The sequence below is a fragment of the Micromonospora sp. DT228 genome (genome assembly GCF_049841595.1).
Classification (GTDB): domain Bacteria; phylum Actinomycetota; class Actinomycetes; order Mycobacteriales; family Micromonosporaceae; genus Micromonospora.
In genome coordinates this window covers 523,419-544,355 of the sequence record NZ_JBNCKO010000002.1, presented here as the reverse complement: position 1 = coordinate 544,355, position 20,937 = coordinate 523,419, and the positions used below count along the sequence as shown (strand labels likewise).

18 protein-coding genes are annotated in these 20,937 nt (G+C 71.4%); 8 read left to right on the top strand and 10 right to left on the bottom strand.

Features of this window, described 5'->3' with window-relative positions:
* Positions 1 to 5: 5 nt before the first annotated feature.
* Positions 6 to 1,193, bottom strand: coding sequence for a xylose isomerase (gene xylA / locus ACLQ29_RS05810; protein ID WP_425770543.1), 1,188 nt, complete (start codon positions 1,191 to 1,193; stop codon positions 6 to 8).
* A 78-nt stretch (positions 1,194 to 1,271) separates the two neighbouring features.
* Between xylA and ACLQ29_RS05805 the strand changes: the two genes are divergently transcribed.
* Positions 1,272 to 2,510, top strand: a complete 1,239-nt coding sequence (locus ACLQ29_RS05805) for an ROK family protein (RefSeq protein ID WP_425770542.1) — start codon at positions 1,272 to 1,274, stop codon at positions 2,508 to 2,510.
* 36 nt (positions 2,511 to 2,546) lie between these two features.
* Here ACLQ29_RS05805 and ACLQ29_RS05800 read toward each other — a convergent pair whose 3' ends face one another.
* Positions 2,547 to 3,194 (bottom strand): MarR family winged helix-turn-helix transcriptional regulator, encoded by a 648-nt coding sequence (locus ACLQ29_RS05800; protein ID WP_425770541.1) that lies wholly within the window; start codon positions 3,192 to 3,194, stop codon positions 2,547 to 2,549.
* Between the two features lie 59 nt (positions 3,195 to 3,253).
* On the opposite strand from ACLQ29_RS05800, the gene ACLQ29_RS05795 reads away from it, so the two are divergent.
* Complete coding sequence (locus ACLQ29_RS05795; RefSeq protein WP_425770540.1) at positions 3,254 to 4,384, top strand: PP2C family protein-serine/threonine phosphatase; 1,131 nt, start codon at positions 3,254 to 3,256, stop codon at positions 4,382 to 4,384.
* Positions 4,385 to 4,394: 10 nt separating this feature from the next.
* Here ACLQ29_RS05795 and ACLQ29_RS05790 read toward each other — a convergent pair whose 3' ends face one another.
* The 7 genes from ACLQ29_RS05790 to ACLQ29_RS05760 form a co-directional block, all read right to left on the bottom strand.
* Entirely contained in the window at positions 4,395 to 5,876 is a 1,482-nt protein-coding gene (locus ACLQ29_RS05790; RefSeq protein WP_425770539.1) for a sugar transferase, read from the bottom strand.
* A 209-nt stretch (positions 5,877 to 6,085) separates the two neighbouring features.
* Positions 6,086 to 7,843 carry a substrate-binding domain-containing protein gene (locus ACLQ29_RS05785; protein WP_425770538.1) on the bottom strand — a complete coding sequence of 586 codons (1,758 nt, stop codon included), beginning with the start codon at positions 7,841 to 7,843 and terminating at the stop codon, positions 6,086 to 6,088.
* Positions 7,844 to 7,999: 156 nt separating this feature from the next.
* Positions 8,000 to 9,037 carry a lactonase family protein gene (locus tag ACLQ29_RS05780; RefSeq protein WP_425770537.1) on the bottom strand — a complete coding sequence of 346 codons (1,038 nt, stop codon included), beginning with the start codon at positions 9,035 to 9,037 and terminating at the stop codon, positions 8,000 to 8,002.
* An 87-nt stretch (positions 9,038 to 9,124) separates the two neighbouring features.
* Positions 9,125 to 9,727: a GTP-binding protein gene (locus tag ACLQ29_RS05775; protein ID WP_425770536.1), complete on the bottom strand. Its 603-nt coding sequence runs from the start codon at positions 9,725 to 9,727 to the stop codon at positions 9,125 to 9,127.
* Entirely contained in the window at positions 9,708 to 10,097 is a 390-nt protein-coding gene (locus ACLQ29_RS05770) for a DUF742 domain-containing protein (RefSeq protein ID WP_425770535.1), read from the bottom strand. Before ACLQ29_RS05770 ends, ACLQ29_RS05775 begins: the two co-directional genes overlap by 20 nt.
* Positions 10,087 to 10,509 carry a roadblock/LC7 domain-containing protein gene (locus tag ACLQ29_RS05765; RefSeq protein ID WP_393373967.1) on the bottom strand — a complete coding sequence of 141 codons (423 nt, stop codon included), beginning with the start codon at positions 10,507 to 10,509 and terminating at the stop codon, positions 10,087 to 10,089. Before ACLQ29_RS05765 ends, ACLQ29_RS05770 begins: the two co-directional genes overlap by 11 nt.
* Positions 10,509 to 12,872 (bottom strand): nitrate- and nitrite sensing domain-containing protein, encoded by a 2,364-nt coding sequence (locus tag ACLQ29_RS05760; protein ID WP_425770534.1) that lies wholly within the window; start codon positions 12,870 to 12,872, stop codon positions 10,509 to 10,511. The genes ACLQ29_RS05765 and ACLQ29_RS05760 overlap by 1 nt, the downstream gene beginning before the upstream one ends.
* Before the next feature lie 382 nt (positions 12,873 to 13,254).
* On the opposite strand from ACLQ29_RS05760, the gene ACLQ29_RS05755 reads away from it, so the two are divergent.
* The 5 genes from ACLQ29_RS05755 (at position 13,255) to ACLQ29_RS05735 (ending at position 17,567) form a co-directional block, all read left to right on the top strand.
* Positions 13,255 to 13,848 carry a hypothetical protein gene (locus tag ACLQ29_RS05755; protein WP_357817055.1) on the top strand — a complete coding sequence of 198 codons (594 nt, stop codon included), beginning with the start codon at positions 13,255 to 13,257 and terminating at the stop codon, positions 13,846 to 13,848.
* A 13-nt stretch (positions 13,849 to 13,861) separates the two neighbouring features.
* Positions 13,862 to 14,872: a hypothetical protein gene (locus ACLQ29_RS05750; protein ID WP_425770533.1), complete on the top strand. Its 1,011-nt coding sequence runs from the start codon at positions 13,862 to 13,864 to the stop codon at positions 14,870 to 14,872.
* 182 nt (positions 14,873 to 15,054) lie between these two features.
* Complete coding sequence (locus tag ACLQ29_RS05745; RefSeq protein WP_425770532.1) at positions 15,055 to 16,713, top strand: sodium:solute symporter family protein; 1,659 nt, start codon at positions 15,055 to 15,057, stop codon at positions 16,711 to 16,713.
* A 15-nt stretch (positions 16,714 to 16,728) separates the two neighbouring features.
* Positions 16,729 to 17,040, top strand: coding sequence for a hypothetical protein (locus ACLQ29_RS05740; RefSeq protein WP_393373978.1), 312 nt, complete (start codon positions 16,729 to 16,731; stop codon positions 17,038 to 17,040).
* A 140-nt stretch (positions 17,041 to 17,180) separates the two neighbouring features.
* Positions 17,181 to 17,567, top strand: a complete 387-nt coding sequence (locus ACLQ29_RS05735) for a hypothetical protein (protein WP_393373980.1) — start codon at positions 17,181 to 17,183, stop codon at positions 17,565 to 17,567.
* Positions 17,568 to 17,684: 117 nt separating this feature from the next.
* Here the strand turns inward: ACLQ29_RS05735 and ACLQ29_RS05730 are convergent, their stop codons facing one another.
* Positions 17,685 to 19,487, bottom strand: a complete 1,803-nt coding sequence (locus ACLQ29_RS05730; protein WP_425770531.1) for a glycoside hydrolase family 6 protein — start codon at positions 19,485 to 19,487, stop codon at positions 17,685 to 17,687.
* 609 nt (positions 19,488 to 20,096) lie between these two features.
* Between ACLQ29_RS05730 and ACLQ29_RS05725 the strand changes: the two genes are divergently transcribed.
* A partial coding sequence (locus ACLQ29_RS05725) for a hypothetical protein (RefSeq protein ID WP_425770530.1) occupies positions 20,097 to 20,937 on the top strand: 841 nt, incomplete at its 3' end.

The following is a 20,937-nucleotide window of genomic DNA, read 5'->3' as shown; positions in this document are numbered from 1 at the left end:
GGGCCTCAGCGGGCGCCGAGCAGGTGCTCGACGGCGAGCTGGTTGAGCCGGACGAAGGCGAAGCCCCGCTCGGCCACCGCGTCGACGTCGACATCCTCGAACGCGGACCGGTCGGCCAGGAACTCCTCGTAGCTCTCACCCGCGTTGAGCGTCGGCGTGTTCAGGTCGCCGACCTTGCTGGCGGCGAGCGCCTCCAGCACCTCGGGGTCGGCGCGGAACGCGGCGGCCCGCTCCTTGAGCAGCAGGTACGTGCTCATGTTGGCCGCCGCCGACGCCCAGACACCGTCCATGTCCTCGGTCCGGGAGGGCTTGTAGTCGAAGTGCCGCGGCCCGTCGTAGGCCGGCCCGCCGTTGGGGCCGCCGTTCTCCAGGAGGTCCACCAGGGCGAACGCGTTCATCAGGTCACCGTGGCCGAAGACCAGGTCCTGGTCGTACTTGATGCCGCGCTGGCCGTTGAGGTCCAGGTGGAACAGCTTGCCCTGCCAGAGCGCCTGGGCGATGCCGTGGGCGTAGTTGAGCCCGGCCATCTGCTCGTGGCCGACCTCCGGGTTGAGGCCGACCAACTCCGGGTGGGCCAGCTGGGAGATGAAGCCGAGCGCGTGCCCGATGGTCGGCAGCAGGATGTCGCCGCGCGGCTCGTTGGGCTTGGGCTCCAGGGCGAACCGCAGGTTGTAGCCCTTGTCGATGGAGTACTGGGTGAGCAGGTCGACAGCCTCGCGGTAGCGGTCCAGGGCGGCGCGGACGTCCTTGGCGAGGTCGTACTCGGAGCCCTCACGGCCGCCCCACATCACGAACGTGCTGGCGCCCAGCTCGGCGGCCAGGTCGACCTGGCGCAGCACCTTGCGCAGCGCGAAGCGACGGACGTCGCGGTCGTTGCTGGTGAAGCCGCCGTCCTTGAAGATCGGGTGGGTGAAGAGGTTCGTGGTGACCATCGGCACCACCAAGCCGGTCTCGTCGAGGGCCTTGCGGAACCGGGCGATGTGCTGGTCCCGGGTGGCGGCGTCGACGCCGAACGGGATCAGGTCGTCGTCGTGGAAGGTGATGCCGTACGCGCCCAGCTCGGCGAGCCGGTGCACCGCCTCGACCGCGTCGAGCTCGGGACGGGTGGCGTCACCGAACGGGTCGCGAGCCTGCCAGCCCACGGTCCAGAGGCCGAAGGAGAACTTGTCGGCGGGGGTGGGACGGGGTGCCATGAGCGACCTCCGGGGTGGTGTTGTCCGCTATTTGTTCAGCGATTGAATTATTTGCTCACCCTATGGCACTGTCAAGGGGTGAGCCTCACCCACGCCCCGGCCGGCGCAGTCCGTCAGGGCAGTCTGCGCGAGCTCAACCTCGCCCTGGTCCTGGGCCGGATCGCCACTGCCGACCGACCTCCGTCCCGGGCCGACCTGGCGACCGCGACCGGCCTGACCCGAGCCACGGTGTCCGCGGTGGTCGAGGACCTGCTCGCCGGGCAGTTGGTGAGCGAGTCCGACCCCGCCCCCCGCGCCGGCGCCGGCCGACCGGCCCGTGGTCTCGTCCTGGCCGAACAGGGGCCGGCGGGGCTCGGCCTGGAGGTCAACGTCGACTACCTGGCGGTCTGCGTGGTGGACCTCGCCGGACAGGTCCGGCACCGCACCGTACACCGGGCCGACCTGCGCCCGGTGGCCCCGGCGGACGCCCTCGCCCAGCTGGTCGAGATCGCCGGGACGGCCCGCGACGTCGCCGCCGGCGAGGGCCTCACCCTGGTCGGGGCCGCGCTCGCGGTGCCCGGCCTGGTGGACGACGCCGGGCTGGTCCGGCTCGCGCCGAACCTCGGCTGGCGCGACGTGCCGGTGCCCGCGCTGCTCGCCGAGCACCCTCCGCTTGTCGAGCAGGTGCCCGGCATCCCGGCGCTGGTGGTGGACAACGAGGCAAACCTCGCCGCGCTCGGCGAGCTGCACTCCCGGCCACCCGGCCCGGCCAGCTTCCTGCACATCTCCGGGGAGGTGGGCATCGGCGCCGGCATCGTGCTGGACGGCGCGCTGTTCCGGGGCGTCCGCGGATGGAGCGGCGAGATCGGGCATCTCCCGGTCCACCCCGAAGGCCGTCCGTGCCGCTGTGGCGGCCAGGGCTGCCTGGAGCAGTACGCCGGCCAGGAGGCGATCGTGACCGCCGCCGGGTTGGCCCGGACGGAACTCCCCGCGGACACCGCGACAGCGCGACTGGCCGAGCTGGCCGAGGCCGGTGACCCGGACGCGCTGCGGGCGCTGCACGACGCCGGGACGGCGCTCGGTGTCGCGGTGGCAGGTGTCGTCAACCTGCTCGACCTGGACACCGTGGTGCTCGGTGGGGGTTACGCGGCGCTGGCGCCCTGGCTGTGCCCGCCGGTGCTCGCCGAGATCGCCAGCCGGGTGCTCACCGCCGCCTGGTCGCCGGTCACGGTCCGGCCGTCGACGCTCGGCGCGGAGGCCGCCGCGGTGGGCGCCGCCGGGTCGGTGGCCCGCCGGATCATCGCCCAGCCCGCCGGCTGGCTGGGTCGCTCCGGCTGATCGACGGCCCCACCCAGGGCCGGGTCGACGAGGTGATCAGGCGGTCCGCGCCACCGGCGGTCCGGCGGCCGGCCGGTCCCGGTCGGTGCCGATCGACAGCGCCGGGTCACCCGAGGGGCCTGCCCAGGCCGTGCGGGTCCGCCGGTCCGGGTCGACCGACGAGTCTCCCGAGCGCCCACCGGGCCGGTCCGGGTCGTCCGGCCAGTCCCCCGACTGCGTCGTGCTCTGCGCCTGCTGCCGGCGAGTGACCTCGTCGAACTCCCGCATGCCGCCCAGCAGCGCGTCGCGGCCCTCCGGGCTCATCCCGGCCAGTACGACGGCGAGCTGCGCGTGACGGTCGGCCCGCAGCTCGGCGAGGAGTCGACGGCCCTCCGGGGTGAGGTGCAGCGAGATCTCCCGCCGGTCGAAGCGGCCCGGCTCGCGCTCCAGCAGGCCGGCGGCGACCAACCGGTCGCAGAGGCGGCTGGCGGAGCTGAGCAGCATGCCGAGCCGGGTGGCCAGCCGGCGCAGGTTGATCCCGTCGTGCTGCTCCACCACCGTCACCGCCCGTAACTGGGCGCCGGACACCCGGCCGGCGGCGCCCTCCCGGGTGGATTCCCAGATGCCCAGCAGGGCAGCGGCCGCCGCATCCAGCGCGGCAGCCATACTCGTCTCGGGGTCCGTCCGACGGTGCAGTTCAGCCATGGTGGGCCCGAGAATACTCCGAAACCACTGGTGGTCGAGCTTTCAGCGAGGGAGCGACGATGAGCGAACCGGTCAATCAGGCACGCCGTGCCCTGAATGAGACACCGGCGGACCGGCTCGTCGGCGGTATCGGTGAGGTGGTCGCCCACTCGTACGCGATCACCGACGTCGAGCTGTACCAGGTCGACTACCGGCTCTCGGAGTTGCTGCCACTCACCGAGGGTGACTCGATCACCAGTCCCGGGCATCCCGCCTGGCGCGCCTTCGACCACCAGTCGCCGATACTGACCGACGGCACCGCCTGGTTCCCGGTGACCATGCGTGGCGAGCGTCGAGGGGTGCTGCGCATGGCGCCCGTCCCGGACGACCGGGTGGTCCTCGCCGAGCTGGCCGACATCGCGACCGCGCTCGCCCACGAGGTGACGGCCGTCTCCGCCGGCACCGACGTCTACCGGGCGGCACGGCGCAGCCAGCGCCTCACCCTGGCCGCCGAGATGCAGTGGGACCTGCTCCCCGGCCGCAGCCGGATCCGTCCCTCGTTCAGCCTGGCCGGGCAGTTGGAGCCGGCGTACGCGGTCCGCGGCGACAGCTTCGACTGGTCCGACGACGGGCAGCGACTGTGGTTGTCCACAGTCAATGGCAACGGCGAGGGCGTCGCCGCCTCCCTGCTCACCTCGTTGGCCACCCACGCGCTGCGCAACGCGCGCCGGGCCGGGCTGAGCCTGGCCGACCAGGCCGCCCTCGCCGACCGGGCCCTCTACGACCTGTACCGGGGGGAGCAGCACCTCTCCGCGTTGCTGATGGAGCTGGACCTGCGGTCCGGGATGATGACAGTGGTCGACGCCGGCTCACCCCGGCTGGTCCTGCTGCGCGACGGTGAGGTCACCGAGCAGCCCCTGGAGGCGCAGTTCCCACTCGGCATGTTCGAGGAGACCGACTACCAGGAGCAGAAGTTCCCGATGGAACGCGGCGACCGGGTCTTCGTCGTCAGCGACGGAGTGGTGGAGGCCACCGGGCAGCACATGCGCTACGGCGAGACGGCACTGGACCGGTTCCTGCGCCGGACCGGGCCGATGGAGCCACTGGACGCCGTCCGGTCCCTGATCGGTGACCTGCGCGCCTTCGTGGCCGGTGACCTGGTCGACGACGCGGTGGTCGTCTGCCTGGACTGGACCGGCCCGCAAGCGTGACTAGCGGTCGTCAGTACGCTCCGCGGCCGTTCAGGACCGCGCCGAAGGTCTTCCAGAGGATGGTGAGGTCGGCGGCGAGGGACCAGTTCTCCACGTAGTAGAGATCGAGCCGGATGCCGTCCTCCCAGCTCAGGTCGGAGCGGCCGCTGACCTGCCACAGCCCGGTCATGCCGGGCTTGACCAGCAGTCGCCGGGCCACGTCGCCGTCGTAGCGGGCCACCTCCGAGGGCAGCGGCGGCCGGGGTCCGACCATGCTCATCTGGCCCAGCAGCACGTTCACCAGTTGCGGTAGCTCGTCGAGCGACCACTTGCGCAACAACCGGCCGACGCGGGTGACCCGGGGGTCGTGGCGCATCTTGAACATCAGGCCGTCGGTCTCGTTGCGCGCGGTCAGCTCGGCGAGCAGCGTGTCGGCGTTCACCACCATGGTGCGGAACTTGAACACGCCGAACTCCTCCCCGCCCCGGCCGACGCGGACCTGCCGGAAGAGCACCGGGCCCCGGCTGTCCAGTTTGATGGCCAGGGCGATGACCGCGATCAGCGGCAGCAGCAGCGCCAGCGCCAGCGACGAGGCCGACCGGTCGACGAGCCCCTTCACCAACTTGCGCGCACCGCGAAACTCCGGCGCCTCGACGTGGATCAGCGGCAGGCCGGCAACCGGGCGGGTATGGATTCGCGGGCCGGCGACGTCGGTCAGCGCGGGCGCCACGACCAGGTCGATGCCGGTGCCCTCCAACTGCCAGCCGAGGCGGCGCAGCCGGGTCGCGGTCAGCTCACCGGAGGCGGTCACCGCCACGGTGTCCGCGCCGATGGCCGTGGCGGCCTCCGGGATGCCGCGGAACGACCCCACCACGGGTACGTCGCCCAGTCGCTGCGCCACCGGTGCGAGTAGCGCGTCCGGAATGCACGCGCCCACCACCTGGTAGCCGGCGTACGGCTCGCGGCGCAACGTGTGCACCAACTCCAACACGTGGGCGGTGTCACCGACCACCAGCACCCGGCGCGACCAGCCGGCACCCACCGAGCGGGCCCGGTGCAGGCGCTTTCGGGCGCCGAACCGCGCCACCTCCAGCCCGACGGTGCCCACCGCGAAGGAGATGCCCAGGAAGCCCCGCGAGACGCCAAGCTCGGTGATGTAGCCGATGATGGCTATCGCGCCGGCCAGGCGCAGGCTCGCCGAGCTGACCCGCCGGTACTCGTCCGCCCCGTAACCGATCACCCGGTCGTCGTAGCAGCCGAGCGCCTTGAGCGAGATCAGCCAGGCCAGCACCAACCCGGGGGCCACCAGCACGTACGGGACCTCGGAGCCGGACGGCTGGTCGTCGCCGAAGCGGGTGACATAACCGATGAGCAGCGCGACGATGAGCACGGTGGTGTCCAGGACCACCATGACCCGTACGTAGGACCGCTCGTCGGCGCGCGCCACCAGCCCGGCACGTTTGTCGTTCGGCTCCGCCGTCGTGGCGGGGGTCAACAGTGTCGCCGCGGTCACCGGCCCTCCCACTCTGCTCAGGATGGCCCCGGCCAATGGGTCGGACCGGAGGCGGACCGGCTCTGCCGGAACAGTCGACATCCTGCCTCGATAACTATGACTGCCGATTGCTTCGGACGTATTGCCGTCACTTTTCTTCAACCTGGAAGCCAAAAAGAGGCCTGCCTCCCGGATCCGGTCGGCAGGCCTCCGACCTGGAGTACGTCAGCTCAGCGCGGTGCGGGCGGACGCCGCGCGATGGCGCTGAGGAAGATGCTGCCGATCTCGCTCGGGTCCTTGGTGACGAAGACATCGCCACCGGTCACCTTGGTGATCGACTCAAGCTCGGCCTTGCTGACGCCCTCGCCGATGCCGATCATGATGACCTGGACCGGCCGATCCGGATCGGCGAGTTGCTTGAGCTTGGCGAGCAACTGCTGCTGGTTGAGGCCGTCGTCGTCCTCGTTCTTGCCGTCGGTGAACAGCACGATCGAGTTGACCCGACCGGCTTGCCAGTTGTCCTGCACCGCCTGGTACGCGGCGAGCATCGTGTCGTAGAGGCCGGTGTCGCCACTGGAGGGCTTGACGCCGCCGAGCGCACCCTCCAACTGGGCCCGCTGGCCGGAGAGCGGCCCGATGGGAACCAACTCCCGGTAGTCCCGGTTGCCGACCAGCTTGGTGGAGAAGGTCCACAGGCCGATCGACCAGGAGTCGTCGAAGAGGCCGAGGCCACGACGGGCCGCCTCGACGGTGACCTCCTCCCGACTCCGGTTGTTCGCGGAGGGCACCGGGTCCTTCATCGAGCCGGAGACGTCGATGACGGCCAGCATCCGGCCGGACTGGGTGGCGATCGACCAGCTGGAAACGACCCGCTGGATCGCGGCCGGGTCCAGCCCACCCGCGGCGGTACCACCGTTCGCTGGCGCGGTCGGCGCACCACTGGCCGGGCTCGGGGCCCCCTGCGGCGCCTTGAAGCCGTCGCCCCAGTTACCGTCCGGCGCGCGCAGCGACTGCGCGGCGAGCCGGTCCCGGAAGGCGGGGCTGGTGAGAAGCTCGAACAGCACCCGGGCCGCGGACGCCTTGCTCGGCTCGATCCCGGGCAGCACCGCGTACGGGTAGTCCAGCGGCATCGGGGCCGGCTCCATGTAGAGCGCGGCGAGCGGCACCGGCGGCTTCTCGCTGTTGTAGGCGATCACGTCTTCCTCGGACAGGGCCGCCGCGCCAAGAGAACTGGCGATGGTGGTCCCGTCGTTGGCCTTCGGGAACCGCGCCAGCAGGTCGTTGCGCAGCGAGGAACGCCCGGTGGCCAGTGCGCGCAACGCACCGACGGTCTTGCGCTGGGCGTCACCGCCGGCACCGTTGGCGGCAGCGGTCAGCGAGAGCAGACCGGACAGACCGGCGGCGTCGCGGGTCGGCTCGACGATCCCGGTACGCAGCGGCGTGCTGGTGTTGTTCACCTGGTTGAGCAGGTCGGTCCAGTTGAACTTCTTGTCCGGCCAGCCCAGCCGGAGGGCGATCGGCTCGGGCATCGCGACGACGATGGGGCTGCGCGCGATGGACGCGCCGTTGGTCGGAGCGAACGCGGTCGCGTCCTTCTTCAGCCGCAACAGCCAGGTCGAGGAGTCCGGCACCCAGACGTCCGGGCTGACCGCGGTGCCGCTGGCCTGCCCCACACCGGCGAGGACCGCGCCGTGCTTGGCCGCCACCACGGCCGCCACGTCGACCGGGTCGGACGCGGAGACGTCGACCCGGATGCAGTCGGTGCCCACCGCGGCGCCGTCCTTGACCCACTGGGACGCGGCGGCGTCCACGGCGGGTGCGAGCTCCGAGGCGACCGCCACCGCAAGCCGGATCTCACCCGTGCACTTGGACTGGATCAACTCCCGATAGCCGAACCACGCGCCGCTCGTGACGACGAGCACCGCAGCCGTCGCGGCTGCGGCTGCTAGGTGGAGTTTCGAACGCATGCGATGGCGGCCTGCTGACACGGTGACCATCTTGCGTACAAGGTGCCGTCTCTGCCACATCCGTTCGGCCTAAAGTTACGGAGGAGAAACAGTTCACCACTATTTAGCAACACAGTGTGACGCAACGGCCCCGAGGTGTTGTCGATTCAGCCCGAACCGCACGTCCCGTGTCGGCCCTCACGGCAGCACACACGTCGGGCTCGGCACCGACACCGGCTCCCCGACCGCCTCCGGAACGCCGGTCTCGATGTCGCGCCGGAAGACCCGCACCATGTCCGCCCGTTCGTCGGCGACGTAGAGGTGCTCCCCGATCAGCGCGAAGTGCCGGGGCCACTCACCACCGGTCTCCACTTCGGCCACCAACGTGGGCAGCTCCCCGGCCAGGGTGAAGGCCGACAGGGTTCCCACTCCCCGGTTGGCGACGTAGAGAAACCGGCCGTCCGGGCTGACCGCGACCTCCGAGGGCTGCACATGACCCGGCCGCTCACTCGCCTCGACCCGACCCCGCCTGTGCAACGCCCCGTCGTCGGTCAGCTCGTACGCGGTGACCGACGCGTCCAGCTCGCCGACGAGGTAGCAGCGTCGTCCGTCCGGGTGGCGGGCCAGGTGGCGGGGCCCGGTGCCGGGTGTCGTGCGGACGCGTGGCGCACGGGGCACCAGCCGCCCGCTCGCCTCGTCCAGGTCGTACCGGTAGACCGAGTCGGTGCCGAGATCCACCGCGAGGAGTGGGCCCCGGGCCGTTCCCGGGGAGACCATGTGGGCGTGCGCGTGGTCCTGCCGCTCCGGGTCGGGGCCGTGCCCCTCGTGCACCACCAGGTCGGTGCGCTCGCCGGGCACCCCCTGCGGGTCGAGCGCGAAGACCGCCACGCTGCCGCTGCCGTAGTTGGCCGCCACCAGGTGACCGCCGTCGGGCAGCACCGCCAGGTGGCAGGGCTCCGCGCCACCCGTCGACCGGCTGCCCAGCGGATCCAGCCCGCCGTCCGGCCCGACCCGCCAGGCGCTGATCTCCCCGGCCGTCAACTCGTTCACCGCGTAGAGCACCGGGCGGGTGGGGTGCCGCGCCAGGAAGGACGGGGACGGTGTGACCGCCACCGTGCCGAGCGGGGTCAGCGCCCCGGTCGTCGGGTCGCGACGCGCGGCGACGATGCCGCTGCCCCGCCCACCACTCTGCGCGGTGTAGCCCCCGATGTGGACGACCTCACCCTGACCACTCACGTCCCACTCCTTAGCCGGCGTCCTCCGCTGATCCAACCAGAGGCTGCCCGCATCGCCCGCCCGTTAACCGGCTTTGCCGGCCGGATCTCAGGCCGTCGGCACCTTCTCCCCGCGCTGCCGGGCGACATGCTCGACCAAGGAGATCAACACCATCTTCCCGGACTGCCGGTCGCGGGCGTCGCAGAGCACCATCGGCACGTCCGGGTCCAGGTCGAGGGCCCGGCGTACGGTCTCCAGGTTGAACCGGCGGGAGTCGTCGAAGCAGTTCACGCCCACCACGAACGGGATGCCACGCTGCTCGAAGTAGTCGATGGACGGGAAACAGTCGGCGAGCCGGCGGGTGTCGGCGAGCACCACCGCGCCGAGCGCGCCGAAGGCCAACTCGTCCCACAGGAACCAGAACCGATCCTGGCCCGGTGTGCCGAACAGGTAGACCTGCAGGTCGTCGTTGATGGTGATCCGCCCGAAGTCCATCGCCACCGTGGTGGTCGACTTGCCCTCCACCCCGGAGACGTCGTCGGTGCCGATCCCGGCGCCGGTCAACACCTCCTCGGTCTGCAACGGGCGCACCTCGCTGAGGGCACTGACAAGTGTCGTCTTGCCAGCCCCGAAGCCTCCCGCGATGAGGATCTTCAGTGCCAGCGGGATGGTGGTGCCGGTGCCCGTATGGTCATAGCGCACGGAGTCCACTGACCACCGCCTTGAGGATGTCGTCGTCGGGAAGAATTCCGGCGGCCGGCGGCTCGTGCACCGCGACCAGGCCCTCGGCCAGGAGATCATCGAGTAGCACTCGGACCACACCGACCGCGAGGTCCAGTTCGGCTGCCAACTCGGCCACCGACACCGGCCGGAGGGCCAGCGCGATCAGCCGCCGATGCTCCGGAAGCAGGTGCGGATGGCCCGTCGCGTCGACGTCCGATTCCGCAAGCACGAACGCGACCAGGTCGAAACCGTCGGCGGCGCCGCGTACCCGGCCTTTGGTGAGGGTGTACGGGCGCACCACCGGGCCGGCCTCGCCGTCCAGCCACTCGTGTTGCGGCCCGGGGGGCTCAGCCCGCATCACCGGCTCCCGTCGACGATCGGGCCGGCACGGCGAGGCTCTCCCCCACCCGGATGACGAGCATCGCCATCTCGTACGCGACCAACCCGATGTCCGCGTCGGCGTCGCTCACCACCGCCAGGCAGGCGCCCTGTCCGGCGGCGGTGACGAAGAGGTACGCCGACTCCATCTCGACCACCGTCTGCCGGACCGGGCCGCCGTCCACGTGCCGGCTGGCGCCCCGCGCCAGGCTGGAGAAGCCCGCGGCGAGCGCACACAGGTGCTCCGCGTCGGAGCGCTCCAACTCGGCCGAGCAGCCGAGCAGCAGACCGTCGGCGGACAGCACCACCGCCTCCCGGGCGGCCGGCACCCGTTGCACCAGCTCGTCGAGCAGCCAGTCCAGGCCGGCGCTCTGCTTCGTCGAATGCCGCACTAGGCGTCCCTCTCAGTCGCGGTCGGGGGTTCGGGGGGCGTCACCGGGCTGCCCGGGGCCGCCGGTCCGGTGGGCGCTGTCGGCGTCGCCGGAGCGGCCGGCGTGGTGACGGTGGCGCGTCCGCGCGCCGTGCCGGCCTGCAGGGCCGCCATCACCCGGCGCACCTCCTCGGGGGAGCGGGGCGCCGGGGTGTCGGTGACTGTCGACCGGGGCTGGGCGGCGGCGGGGGTACGACGGCGTACCCGCCGGGGCAGACCGTCCAGCTCGTCGTCCACTGTCGACCCCGCGTCGCCCGGCCCGTCACCCGCCGGTAGGCCCGAGGTCGGTGCGCCGGTGGGTGGGGCGGACGGTGCGGCGACGGCGCGCGGCGCCGTGGGTGGGCGGGTGCGGGGCGTGGTGCCCCGACGAGTCGGGCGGGCCAGTCGCCGGGCCGGGTCGGCCGACGCGGCGGGCAGCGTGGCGGGGTCGGGTCCGGCCGGCGGCTCGGCGGTGACCAGGTCGGCGGGGATCAACACCACGGCGGTCACCCCGCCCGCCTCGGAGGGGCGCAACCGCACCCGTACGCCGTGCCGGGCCGCCAGCCGGGCCACGACGAACAGGCCGAGCCGGGCGCTCTGCGCCGGGTCGAATTCGGGCGAGCTGGCCAGCCGGGTGTTGGCGGTCTCCAGGGCCGCGTCGGACATGCCCAACCCCTGGTCGGTGATCTCCAGGGCGTAGCCGTTGGCCACCTGTTCCCCGGTGACGGTGACCCGGGTGTCCGGCGGGGAGAAGGCGGTGGCGTTCTCGACCAGCTCGGCGAGCAGGTGGATGACGTCGCCGACCGCCCGGCCCAGCACGCCGGCGGGCTGCGCGCCGGTGATGTCCACCCGGTCGTACGCCTCGACCTCGGAGATCGCGCCGCGGACCAGGTCGACCATCGCGACCGGGTTGCGCCAACCCCGGCCGGGCGCGGAGCCGGCGAGGATGACCAGGTCCTCGGCGTGCCGGCGGAGCCGGGTCGCCAGGTGGTCGACCTGGAAGAGCTCGGCCAGCTCGTCCGGGTCCTCGGCGCGACGCTCCATCCGGTCCAGCAGGTGCAGTTGGCGGTGCACGAGGCTCTGGCTCCGGCGGGCGATGTTGAGGAAGACCTCGTTGAGCCCACGACGCAGGGCGACCTCGTCCACGGCGGCCTGGACGGCGGTGCGCTGCACCTCGGTGAAGGCGCGCCCGACCTCGCCGATCTCGTCGTCGCCGTACTCGAGTGGCGGCGCCTCCCGGGCCACGTCGACCTGCTCGCCACGACGCAACCGGGCCACCACGTCCGGGAGACGGTGTTCGGCCAACTCGAGCGCGGCGGTGCGGACGCCACTGAGGCGCTGGACCAGCGTGCGGCCGAGCCGCAGCGCCACCAGCACCGAGACCACCACGGCGACGAGCCCGAGCACACCGGCGGCGGCGAGCCGCACCAGGATGCGGACCGCCATCGGCACGGAGCGGTCGGTGAGCCCGTCGGCCTCGGCCAGCTCGAAGTCGCGCAACTGCTGCTGCACCGCGTCATGGCTGGCCTGCCAGGCCGCCGCGTCGACCGGCGGTCGGCCGGACCGGTTGGCCACCAGCAGCGCGTCCTGCATCGTGCGCAGCCGGGTGAACGCCTCGCCCTCGGTCAACCGTTGGTACGTGACCCGGGCGGTCTCGGGCAGGTCGGCCACGGCGTTGTCGATGAGCCACCGTTGGTTGCCGATGGCCTGCACGAGTTGGGTGTGCTCCCCCTCGGCGAACCGTCCGGTGCTCAGGGCGCCGGTGAGCAGCGCGTCGCTCTGGCCGAGCAGCTCGCGGGAGCGGCCGAACGCGGTGAGCGCCAGTGCCTGCCGGTTGAGGTCTGGGTCGTCGAGGGTCGCCATCGCGGAGAACGCCTGGAAGGCGGCAGTGATCATGCCGCTGTACAGGCCGACCGCGCCGCTGCGGTCCACACTGCGGTCGTCGATGAACTGCCGGCCGGCCGGCAGCGCCGCCAGGGCGCTGACCAGGTGGTCGATCCGGGCCTCCAGCGGACCGTCGGCGGCGTCGCGCAGGGCTTCGCCGTCGACGCGGCGGCGCAGCTCGTCGACTGCCCGGTCGGTGCGGGCCCGTTGCTCGGCCAGGACGGGCAGCCGGGTGGTGCCCGCGAGCTGCACCACGGAGAGTCGCCGCTCCCGCTGCAGCTCGGTGACCACGACCTCGCCGGGGCGACCCAGGTCGTAGAGCAGGGTGCGGGCGGAGAGCAGGCCCAGGGCCGGGCCGAAGGTAAGCGTGGTCGCGAAGATCCACAGCGCCAGGAGCGCGGTCACCGGCGCGACGACCAACGCGGTCAACTTCGAGCGGATCGGCCAGTCGCGGGTTCTCATCAGACCTCGCCCGTGCAGGGGTGGCAGGAGGGGTGCCGGCACCGCCGGGCAACGCGTCGGCCGGCGGTGCGCCCGGCGTGACGCCGGACACCGGCGCGGGCGCCTTGGGCAGGATACGTAATCGGGGGCCGATGCACTACTGCCCGTCGAGCCGACATCGACGCTCCGGGATGCGCCTCACCGGGCCACGGCGGATGCGCTCCCGGTCGCCCCGGGGCCGGTGCGCTTTCTGGACTGGATCAGGTCTGCGCCGGTTGGCGGGGCGGTGGCCCTCGAACAGCGCCCCTCCCCCGCTCCCGGACGCAAGCCGGCCAGAAAGTACCCCGGATGGGGATTGGCGATCAGTGCGCGGAGGGAATACCAGGTGACGAAGGAGGAGCCCATGTCGCCAACGCAGGTAATCGTCATCGTGCTCGTCGTGCTCGTGATCGTCGCGGTGCTGGCCGTGGCCGTCCGGTCGCTCGGCCGCCGTCGCGCGCTGCGCGACCGGTTCGGGCCGGAGTACGACCGGGTGGTGGAGGAGCAGGACAGCCGGTCCGCCGCGGAGCGCGAACTGCGCGACCGGGAACGCCGGCACGCCGAGCTCACGCTCACCCCGCTCAGCCCGGAGTCCCGGGCCCGCTACAGCGCCGCCTGGGAGGAACTCCAGGTGCGCTTCATCGACTCGCCCGGCGAGACGGTTGGCGACGCCGACGCTCTGGTCACCCGGCTCATCGAGGAGCAGGGCTACCCGACCGGGGACTTCTCCGACCAGATCGCCCATCTCTCCGTCGAGCACGCTCGCACGCTTACCAACTACCGCGACGCGCACGACATCCACCTGCGCAACTCCCGGGGCGAGGCGAGCACCGAGGAGTTGCGGCAGGCGGTCGTGCACTACCGGGCACTCTTCGCCGATCTGCTCGGCGAGGAGCCGGTCGGCCACCGTACGCCCGAACAGCGCCACCACCCGGACCACGACTCCACGAGCCGCTGAGGAGGCCACCCCGATGCGCCAGGAAGAGCAGCAGGTGAGCAACGACCACCCGGAGGCCGTCCGGTCCGCGCCCGTCCCGGTACCACCCACCGGCGACCGGGCCGGCCACTCGGACGCCCCTGAGGGCGCCCTGGACGACCGGGACGCCTTCGACGACCAGACCGCCCCGAACGAGCGGGACGCCTCGAACGAGTGGACCGCCCCCGGCGAGCGGACCGACGGCGCCGAGCGGACCGACGGCACCGCCTGGACCGGCGACACCGCACGAGTCGACGACACCGACCGGGACGCCCCGTACGACCCGGTCGACGACGAGCACGCCGACGACGCCGACCCGCGCCACCGGCGGGACGACCGTTCGGCCGACGAGGTCGGTTTCCACGAGCCGGGGCCACTGCCCACGGCGTTCGGTGCCACCACGGTGGCCGACGCGGTGGCGGCCTCGGCACTGGCCAGCCCCAACCCGCAGGATCAGCCGGACCCCAGGGCCGAGCGGACGGCCCAGCCGGGCGACGGCGCCGAGGACGGCGAGCGTGAGGGCCTGCGGGCCGACCCCACGGCCGAGTTGCACCGCCGGGACGCCGCGCCGGGGACCGACCCGGACGCGGTGGCCGCCGGTGCCGCCGGTTACGGCAGCGCGACGCCGGAGATGGTCGACCCGGACGCGGACGGCGAGCCGGTCGACACCGAGGGCGACGGCACGTCGTTGGGGGCCGCCGGGACATCGCGGCCCGCCGAGTCGACCGTCGCGGCCGAGCCGGCGACACTCCTGGACACCGACACCGCGCAGGGCTTCCGGGACCGCTGGCGGGACGTGCAGCTGCGATTCGTCGATGATCCGCACGCGGCGGCCGGCGAGGCGCAGTCGCTGGTGGAGGAGGCCATCCAGGCTCTCTCCTCGGCGCTGGCCGCCCAGAAGAACACGCTGGGCGGGTGGCAGGACGCCGGCTCGGCCGACACCGAGCAACTGCGGATGGCGGTGCGCAACTACCGGGACTTCCTGGACCGCGTACTGGGTCGCTGAACGATGCTCCGAGGGGCGCCCCGGCCGGTCGGTCGGGGCGCCCCTCGCCCTGTGGGACCACCTGCGCGACCATCCGATTCGCCCGAAACGAACTCAACAGACGTCGAGGCGTGAAAACGTGCGCACGGGGTAATAGGGCGCGCGCACCAACCAGCGCAGACGGCGGGACGAGGGGTGACGGGATGGACGGCGACGGTCTTCGGCTCAACATGAACGGCCTGGACTACCTGATCCTGGCGCTGTACTTCGTCACCGTCCTCGGGGTTGGCATCGCCGCGCGCCGGGCGATCCGGACCAGCGTCGACTTCTTCCTCTCCGGCCGGTCCCTGCCGGCCTGGGTGACCGGGCTCGCCTTCGTCTCGGCGAACCTGGGCGCGTTGGAGATCATCGGTATGGCCGCGAACGGCGCCCAGTACGGCGTCATGACGGTCCACTACTACTGGATCGGCGCGGTGCCGGCGATGGTCTTCCTCGGCATCGTGATGATGCCCTTCTACTACGGCTCCAAGGTCCGCAGCGTGCCGGAATACCTGCGGCTGCGGTTCAACCGCCCCACCCACCTGCTCAACGCGCTCAGCTTCGCCGTCGCCCAGGTGCTCATCGCCGGCGTGAACCTCTACGCGCTGGCCCTGGTGATGCAGGCGCTGCTCGGCTGGCCGCTCTGGACCGCGATCGTGGTCGGCGCGGCGATCGTGCTGGCGTACATCACCATCGGTGGTCTGACCGGCGCGATCTACAACGAGGTGCTCCAGTTCTTCGTCATCCTGGCCGGCCTCATCCCGGTCACCGTGATCGGCCTGGTCAAGGTCGGCGGGGTGAACGGGCTGATGGACGCGGTACGCGACTCCAAGCTCGGCGAGGCGGGCCTGCACGCCTGGCAGGACACCGGCAGCACCGCCAACCCGCTGGGCGCGCAGTGGATCGGCATCGTCTTCGGCCTCGGTTTCGTGTTGTCCTTCGGCTACTGGACGACGAACTTCGCCGAGGTGCAGCGGGCGCTGTCCGCGAAGAACATGAGCGCCGCCCGGCGTACGCCGATCATCGCCGCGTACCCGAAGCTGTTCATTCCCCTGGTCACGATCATCCCCGGCCTGGTGGCCCTGGTGACGGTGAAGGGCCTGGGCGCGGAGAGCGGGGACCTGCAGTACAACAACGCGATCCCGCTGCTGATGCGCGACCTGCTCCCCAACGGCGTGCTCGGCGTCGCGGTCACCGGCCTGCTGGCCTCGTTCATGGCCGGCATGGCGGCCAACGTGAGCGGTTTCAACACCGTCTTCACCTACGACATCTGGCAGGCGTACATCCGTCGGGACCGGCCGGACGACTACTACGTACGGGTCGGCCGGTGGGCGACGGTCGCCGCCGTGGTGGTGGGCATCGGCACGGCGTTCATCGCGGCCGGGTTCAGCAACATCATGAACTACATCCAGGCGCTCTTCTCCGTCTTCAACGCGCCGCTGTTCGCCACCTTCATCATCGGCATGTTCTGGAAGCGGATGACCGCGCTCGCCGGCTTCTGGTCGCTGCTGCTGGGCACCCTGGTGTCGCTGAGCCTCTACCTGCTCTACAAGGGCGGCGTGATCGACTTCAACTCCGACCTGGAGGAGAGCTTCTGGGGTGCCGGCCTCGCCTTCGTCACGGCGGTGGTGGTCGCCGCGATCATCACCCCGCTCACCGCGCCGAAGCGCGACGAGGAGCTGCGCGGGCTGGTCTACGGCACGGGCGGCGTCGACATCAAGGGTGACGTGCTCGCCGGGGACGCCGTCTGGTACCGCTCCCCCGTGCTGCTCGGTCTGATCGCGGTCGCGCTGGCCGCCCTCTTCTACATCCCGGTCTTCTAGGAAAGGAGTCGGCAGATGAGCAGCAACGACGGCCAGCCGGCACAGGACCCGCTGATCGACCAGACGCAGGAGGAGCAGCGCCGCTCGGCCGCCGCCCGGTTGTTCGACATCCGTCGGGTGATCGGTGGCCTCTTCGTGGCGTACGGGGTCATCGTGACGCTGATCGGCCTCTTCGACAGCGCCGCCGAGATCGACAAGGCCCAGGGTGTCCGGATCAACCTGTGGGCCGGTTTGGTGATGCTCGTCTTCGGCCTGCTCATGCTGCTCTGGCAGTGGCGGCGTCCGGCGGAGCCGCCGGCCCCCAACGAGCAGCAACCCGGCACCTGACGGCTGCCCCTTCGACGCGATCCCGGCCCTCGCGGCACGAGCCCGGCCCTTCGGCATGAGCCCGGCCCTTCGGCATGAGCCCGGCCCGAGGGGGTACGCCGGGGGAAGCAGGCAACGTGTCGGACACAGGAGGCACCACCATGACCGATCGCGATCGGCAACCACCGTTGGAGGACAGCCCGGAGGTGGCCGCGGCGGTGGACGATGACGCCACCGTCCCGCAGTTTCGGACCGGCGGCGGCCCCGACCGGGACACCCCCGGGTTCGCCGAGCCTCGCAGCCGGCCGGATGACCTCGCTCCGGACACCGACGAGCTGATCGGCGACCCGTACGGCGCCGGCACCGGAGCGACCGGGACGGGCACCGGGGCCGGTGGCGACAACATCCGCACGGGTGCCGAGCAGCCCTGGGAGCCGGAGGATCTGGTGATGGCCCGCGGGCAGGACCTCACCCCGGAGAACCTGGACAAGGCCCGCCGTGATCTGGCCGAGCAGGGTCGGGCGGCAATCGAGCGCACCGTGCCCTGATCGGGCACAGGGGGGGTCCCCGACCCGACCTTGACGGTCGGATCGGGGACCCGGGGGACCTGCCGCCGGCAGTGCCTCACCTACTGCCGGCGGCGGGTGGTTACTGTCGCGATCCGGTCAGAGCGCCGGGTACGCGTTGCGCATGAGCTCCTGGAACTGGGCGGAGAACCACGCACCCGAGATCGGCGCGTCACCCAGGGCCCCGGACGGGTTGTTGCCGTTACGGGCGTTGCCGCCGTAGGTCGGGTCACACATCCGGTCGAAGCCCTTGCCCTCGTTGTTCGGGATCTCCTTGCTGGAGCCGTCCGACTCACCCGGCGGCTTCACCCAGACGTACGCGTCGATGCCCGCCGCCGGGTTGGCCCGCGGCCGCTCACCGAGACCGGCGCCGGCCTGGTTGCACCAGTTGCCGAGGTGGGCCCGACGGTCGATGCGACCACCGTTGACGTAGGTGTCCACGCTCGTCATCGCGCCCGGCCCGGTGGGCCGCGCGGAGCCGCCCCAACCGTTGCGGGAGGTGTCGATCAGCATGCCGATGTTCGAGTTGAAGCCCAACGAGACCAGCTTGGTCCGGAACGCCTGGGCGAACGACAGCTCGTCGACGTAGAAGTTCCAGTCGACCCACTTGGACTGCCGCACCGTCTGGCCGTTGACGTTGTCGGTGACCTTGAAGTACGGCTCCTGCAGGGCCGAGTAGTTGGCCGTGTTGGTGATGAAGCCGTGCACGTTGTTGACGGTGCTACCGGAGGCGACGGCGGCGGTCTTCAGGATCTCGGCGCTCGGGCCGAAGTTGCTGTCCCAACCGAGCCAGCCGTGGTGGCCGGCGTCGATGTAGTTGTAGACGTTGCCGAGGGCACCGAGCTTGGCGAGGGCGTAGCCGACACCGTTCACGTACGCGCCGTTGGCCTTGACCGTGTCACACATGACCGTGCCGCCGGGCTGACCCGAGGTGTTGGTCACGATGTTCGGCAGCGAGTCGATCTCGATGATGTTGACGATCCGCAGGTTCCGGTACTTCGCGTCACCCTGGATCGCGGCGATCGGGTCGATGTACTCGGCCTTGTACTTCGGCAGCTCGTCCGGGCCCAGCTCACCGTTGGAGGAGAGCGCGGAGCAGTCCCGGCCGGGCAGGTTGTAGATGACGAACTGGATGTAGCCCGCGCCCTGGCGCAGCGCCTCGTCCAGGTGCTCACGCACTCCGAAGGCACCGTTGGAGCTGCTGTCCGGGGTGCCGTTGATCGCGGCGATCCGGTCCAGCCACACGGCGGTGGGGTTGTTGGAGACCCGGCTTCCGCCCGGCTCGGCGTTCGCCTTGGCCTTCCACTCCGGGTTCACGTAACCCGGCACCCCGACGTACGGGTTGTCCACCTTCACGCCCGGCGGCGTGCTGGTCGGGGGCGCGCTGGTCGGGGGTGCGCTGGTCGGGGGCGCGCTGGTGGGGGGCGCGCTGGTCGGCGGCGCGCTGGTCGGCGGCGCCGAGGTGGGGGTGGTGCCACCGTTGCAGACCACGCCGTTGAGGGTGAACGAGGTCGGCTTCGGGTTGCTGCCACTCCAGGCGCCGTTGAAGCCGATGTTCGCCGACGCGCCGGCGGCGAGGGTGCCGTTGTAGGACATGCTCCGGGCGGTCACCTGGCTGCCGGACTGACTGAACTGGGCCGACCAACCCTGCTGCACCCGCTGGCTGGAGTTGGGGAAGGTCCAACCCAGCGTCCAGCCGTTGACCGGGTCGCCGAGGTTCTTGACGGTGATGCTCGCGGTGAAGCCGCCGGCCCAGTCGTTCGTCGTGTAGCCGATCTCGCACTGCGTCGCGGCCTGCGCCGCCGTGACCGGGATCGTTACCAACCCACCGGCGACCAGGGCACCCGCGCCGGCGAGCGCGAGGGCCCGGCGTTGGCCGGACAGCCTTCTCCACACATTCATGCCACTGATCTCCTTGGGCGAGACCGGGCCCACGTACGGCCCGGCGAGACGGCCCGGTGGGCGTCCTGCACGGACGGCCGCCGGCGCCAACGGGATTTTTCGGGGACGCCCGACCCGGACGGGCGATGGTGGTGGTGGTGCACGACCAGCGCGAAGCCGGTCGATTGGCGGCGGGATGTCGCCCCGGTGAACCGGGTGCCCTCGACTGCCTGCCTGCGCGGTGTGGCTCCCCGAACCGCGTGCGCCGATTCTTACATGGGAGCGCTTCCATGGCAATGGCTCGATGCGTGGGGCGCTGTTCGCCGCTGGGCCGTTTCGGACGATACCCCCGAGTTCGCCCTAGCGGCACGTCCGAGACGCGGCCGGCAGTACCGGATGGCCGAGGCGCTCCGGCACGCCGAACGCCGAACGCCGTGGGACGCCCGCAACGCGTCGCGGCACCAGAGATGACGCGTCGTGCGCGGAAAGCCGCGTAGCACCCCTTCACCTCTTACTCGACCAAAGGTCAAAACGCGAATCTTTCACTTCATAAGTCATGAAACGGTCTAACGTCGGTCTTAGCTCGGTTGTCGCCGGGCTCAGGACAACAGGGATGGAGTGACGCAGGTCATGGCTAAGAAGATGCTCGGGAAGGTCGTTGCGGGCGCCGCGCTCGGCGGCGCGTCGCTCCTGGTGTTCGCACCGGGGATCGCCTACGCCAACGGCCACGACGACGGCAGGGACCAGGACGGCAAGGTCTACGCCAAGCCGCACGTCGTCAAGGCCGGCGAAGAGGTCAAGCTCCTCGAGATCTGCCCGGATCGGCAGGAGCACGCGTTCGTGTGGTCCAAGGTCACCGGCAAGGTCAAGCTCAAGCCGGCCGACGAAGACCGGGGCGAGGACCGCGAGTGGGGCGAGGAGGAGGACTCCTACGACCACGAGAACGGCAAGGACGACGAGGGCAAGGACGAGCACGGCAAGGACGACAAGGGCAAGGACCACGAGGGCAAGGACGACGAGGGCAAGGACGAACACGGCAAGGACGACAAGGGCAAGGACCACGAGGGCAAGGACGAGAACGGCAAGGACGAACACGGCAAGGACGACAAGGGCAAGGACGCCGAGGACAAGGACAAGTCCGGCGGCCAGGGTGGCGGCGCTGCCGCCGATGCCTACGAGGACGAGGACAAGGGCAGCAAGGACTGGAAGGGCGAGGAGCACGGCCAGGACGCGGACGACAGCCGCGACGAGAAGGACTGGGGCTCCAAGGACGAGGACAAGAAGGACTGGGAGTCCAAGGACGAGCACGGCTCCGACAAGAGCTGGGACTCCAAGGACGAGCACGGCTCCGACAAGGGCCGGGACTCCAAGGACGAGGACGAGTACGGCTCGGACAAGGGCTGGAAGTCCGAGGACGAGCACAGCTCCGACAAGAGCTGGGACTCCAAGGACGAGGACGAGTACGGCTCGG